The 3,276-nt window shown below is 69.2% G+C and carries 4 protein-coding genes and 1 pseudogene; 1 reads left to right on the plus strand and 4 read right to left on the minus strand.

Annotated features, from left to right (window positions below; translation table 11 throughout):
• The 4 genes and pseudogenes from OS124_RS24340 to OS124_RS0110375 all read right to left on the minus strand — a co-directional run.
• Nucleotides 1-202, minus strand: a pseudogene (locus tag OS124_RS24340) (hypothetical protein); the annotation flags it as partial.
• A gap of 3 nt (nt 203-205) precedes the next feature.
• Complete coding sequence (gene dut / locus OS124_RS0110365; RefSeq protein WP_010139510.1) at nt 206-667, minus strand: dUTP diphosphatase; 462 nt, start codon at nt 665-667, stop codon at nt 206-208.
• A gap of 36 nt (nt 668-703) precedes the next feature.
• On the minus strand, nt 704-1,906 hold the full coding sequence (gene coaBC / locus OS124_RS0110370) for a bifunctional phosphopantothenoylcysteine decarboxylase/phosphopantothenate--cysteine ligase CoaBC (protein WP_010139511.1): 1,203 nt from the start codon (nt 1,904-1,906) through the stop codon (nt 704-706).
• A 220-nt stretch (nt 1,907-2,126) separates the two neighbouring features.
• Nucleotides 2,127-3,005 carry an RNA polymerase factor sigma-32 gene (locus tag OS124_RS0110375; protein ID WP_010139512.1) on the minus strand — a complete coding sequence of 293 codons (879 nt, stop codon included), beginning with the start codon at nt 3,003-3,005 and terminating at the stop codon, nt 2,127-2,129.
• A 143-nt stretch (nt 3,006-3,148) separates the two neighbouring features.
• Between OS124_RS0110375 and OS124_RS26555 the strand changes: the two genes are divergently transcribed.
• On the plus strand, nt 3,149-3,276 hold a 128-nt coding region (locus OS124_RS26555; RefSeq protein WP_010139513.1), incomplete at its 3' end, for a bifunctional adenosylcobinamide kinase/adenosylcobinamide-phosphate guanylyltransferase.

Consider the following 3,276-nt stretch of genomic DNA (forward strand, 5'->3'; position numbering starts at 1 on the left):
CAGGGCCACGCCGCCCAGGATCAGCCAGGCCGACAGCGGCCCCCCAGGCCTGCGCCAGCACATGGCCCGGCGGCAGCAGCGCCAGCGCGCCGGTGATCAGCGCCCAGAGCGCCACCAGCACCACGCCGCGCCTGCGCCGCGGGATATCCAGCCAGCCGCCGGCCAGCCATATCAGCACGCCGAGAAGAAGCAGCCAGCCCAAGGGTCAGCCCCGCCCGGTCGAGCCGAAGCCGCCCGTGCCGCGCGCGGTCTCGTCCAGCGCCTCGACCAGATCGAAGCGGGCCTGGATCACCGGGGCGACCAGCATCTGCGCGATGCGCTCGCCGTGGGAAATCACGAAGGTCTCGGCACCGGCGTTCAGCAGGATCACCCCGAGGGGGCCGCGATAGTCGCTGTCGATGGTGCCTGGGCTGTTCGGCAGGGTGATGCCGTGCTTCAGCGCCAGGCCCGAGCGCGGGCGCAGCTGCACCTCGTAGCCCGCGGGGATCGCCAGCCGCAGCCCCGTGGGCACCAGCGCCCGGTCTCCGGGCTCCAGAGTGATCTCTCCCCGGTCGGGCAGGTTGGCGCGCAGGTCGGCCCCCGCCGCGCCCTCGGTCTCGTAGCGCGGCAGGCCAAGGGAGGTATCCGCGCCCTCGTCCCACATGATCCGGATTGCCAGTGTCTGCATCTTCAACCTGTTCTGAATTCTCGAATGTTCGGCGGCTCAGCCCGCCAGAGTTTCTGCGATCTTCTCGGCCAGACGGCGGGCGACATCGTCCTTGCCCATGCGCGGCCATTCCTCGGCGCCCTCCTCCGAGATCAGCACCACGGCATTCTCGGTCCCGCCCATGATGCCGGTCGCCGGGCTGACGTCATTGGCCAGGATCCAGTCACAGCCCTTGCGGGCACGCTTCGCGGTGGCATGGGCCAGCACGTCATCGGTCTCGGCGGCGAAGCCCACGACGAGGGCGGGGCGGCCCTCGGTCATCCGCGAGACCCCGGCGAGGATGTCGGGGTTCTCGGCGAACTCTAGCACCGGCAGGGCGCGCCCCGGCTGCTTCTTGATCTTCGAGCCGCTTTCCGAGGCGACGCGCCAGTCGGCCACGGCGGCAGCAAAGACGGCGGCATCGGCGGGCAGTGCGGCGGTGACGGCCTGCTGCATCTCGCGCGCGGTCTGCACCTTGACCACTTCGACGCCCTCGGGCGGGGGAATGTCGGCCGGCCCGGTGACAAAGACCACCTCGGCACCAAGCGCTGCAAGCGCGCGGGCAATCGCCGTGCCCTGCGCCCCGGACGAGCGGTTGGCGATGTAGCGCACTGGGTCGATGGGTTCATGGGTGGGGCCGGAGGTCACCACGATGCGCCGCCCCGACAATGGCCCGGAGGCCAGAGCGGCGCGCACCGCATCGACGATGGCAAAGGGTTCGGACATGCGCCCGGGGCCGTATTCCCCGCAGGCCATGTCGCCCTCGTCGGGGCCGACCACCTTCACGCCATCGCCTTTCAGCGTGGCAAGATTGCGCTGCGTGGCGGGGTGATCCCACATCCGCACGTTCATCGCCGGCGCGATCAGCACCGGCGTGTCGGTGGCCAGCAGCAGGGTCGAGGCCAGGTCATCCGCCAGCCCCTGCGCCATCTTGGCCATCAGGTTGGCCGTGGCAGGTGCCACGACGATCAGGTCGGCGGAACGCGACAGCTCGATATGGCCCATCTCGGCCTCGTCGGTCAGGTCGAACAGCTCCTGGTAGACCTTTTCCCCGGCCAGCGCCGAAAGGGTCAGGGGGGTGACGAATTCGCCGGCCGCGGCGGTCATCACGGGGGTCACGGCAGCGCCTTCGGCGCGCAGCAGACGGATCAGCGCCGGTGCCTTGAAGGCGGCGATCCCGCCCGAGATGATCAGAAGAATGCGCTTGCCTGCCAGCCTCATGGCCCCGTCCCCCCGCCGCGTCGCGGCCATCAAGAGCGACCCCGTCACGGCCGCCGAAACCTGCCGCATCGCGGCCCTTGCAGTCAGGGTAGAACGCGGGCGCGGCAGGCACAAGCAGCGCCGCTGCCGGGTGGGGCCGGACAGCAGAACGGGGCGCCGCCCGAAGGCCCGCCCCGTGGTGTCTCGTGTATCCGATGTCGCAGGACGATCTTGCCGCGCCTCAGTGCAGCAGCGCCCGGGCCTCGGCGGTCTCGCCGTCCAGTTTGCGGCGCATCTTGGTGAAGGCAGCCGCTTCCAGCTGGCGCACGCGCTCCTTGGACAGGCCCAGCTCCTTGCCAAGACTCTCCAGCGTGCGCGGTGTGTCGCGCAGCTTGCGCTCGGAGACGATCAGCCGCTCGCGGTCGTTCAGCTCGGCCATGGCGCCGGCCAGCCAGCGGCGCAGGGCCGAGCGGTCATGGCTCTCGGCCACCGAGGCCTCGGTATCCGCTCCGTCATCGACAAGGGTCTCGATCCACTCGCGCCCCTCTTCATCGCTGCTCTGCGTCGCGTTCAACGAGAAGTCGGAGCCCGACAGCCGCCCCTCCATCATCTCGACATCGCGCAACGGCACGCCGACCTCTGTCGCGATCAGCTGGCGCAGCTGGTGGCCGTCCAGTTCGACCCCCTGGGCCATCGCCTCGCGTTCCAGCCGCGCCTGCACCCGGCGCATGTTGAAGAACAGGGATTTCTGCGACGAGGTCGAGCCGGTCCGGACCATCGACCAGTTGCGCATGACGTATTCCTGGATCGAGGCCTTGATCCACCACACCGCATAGGTCGAGAAGCGCACCCCGCGGTCGGGATCGAACTTGTCGGCGGCCTTCATGAGGCCAAGTCCGGCTTCCTGGATCAGCTCGTTCACCGGAGCGCCGTAGCGGCGGTATTTCGAGGCCATCGAGATCGCCAGCCGCATGTAGGCCGTCACCAGACGGTGCAGCGCGGCGGTGTCGCGCTGGTCCCGCCAGGCATAAGCCAGCGCCAGCTCGGTCTCGGCATCGAGAAGTTCGGCCTTCATCGCGGTCCGCGATAGCGAGCTGGTCGTCATTTCGGTCTGAGCCATGGTGATCCCCTGCTGTCTGCGTCCGATCCGGTCCCCGCGGGGCTTTGCCGAGGGCGCGATCCCCGGCCCGGCCAGACTTTGACTTGTCGCTGTTGGGAGATATACGCGCGGTAGGGCACATCGGTTCCATTTCAGGGGGAAAAATGTCCGGACGCAGGATCCTGGTCATCGGCGGCGCGGCCTCCGGCAAGTCGGAATATGCCGAGGATCTGGTCTGCAGTTTCGGCCCCGAACGGCTTTATCTCGCCAGCGCCCAGGCGCAGGACACTGA

This window comes from Oceanicola sp. S124, assembly GCF_000220565.1.
Taxonomy (GTDB): Bacteria; Pseudomonadota; Alphaproteobacteria; order Rhodobacterales; family Rhodobacteraceae; genus Pseudooceanicola.